Origin of the sequence: Campylobacter sp. TTU-622 (assembly GCF_016598965.1) — a bacterium.
GTDB lineage: Bacteria > Campylobacterota > Campylobacteria > Campylobacterales > Campylobacteraceae > Campylobacter_D.
The window spans coordinates 1-299 of the sequence record NZ_JAENKR010000244.1; the positions used below are offsets into that span (position 1 = coordinate 1).

Annotated in this window: 1 pseudogene; it reads right to left on the bottom strand. The window is 32.1% G+C overall.

Annotation, left to right across the window (positions count from 1 at the left end):
* Window positions 1-299, bottom strand: a pseudogene (locus tag JG677_RS08685) (hypothetical protein); the annotation flags it as partial.

Consider the following 299-nt stretch of genomic DNA (forward strand, 5'->3'; position numbering starts at 1 on the left):
ATCACTACTTATCAATTTCTCATTAGTAAAAGTTTGAATACTAGCACTTGAAATACTAACACCAGTATTTATAGCTGTTATAGTTCCGCTGTTGGTTAAAGTATTTATAGTAGAACCAGCTATATTTATTCCATTTTTTCTACTACCATTACCGCCTTGTATAGTTCCACTATTAGTAAAAGTTTCTATAGTTGTTCCACTAGCTATGTTGATCCCATGACCACTATTGCTACTTATAGTCCCACTATTAGTAAAAGTAGTAATCTCAGTATTACCAAGATAAATAGCCTCACCATTGT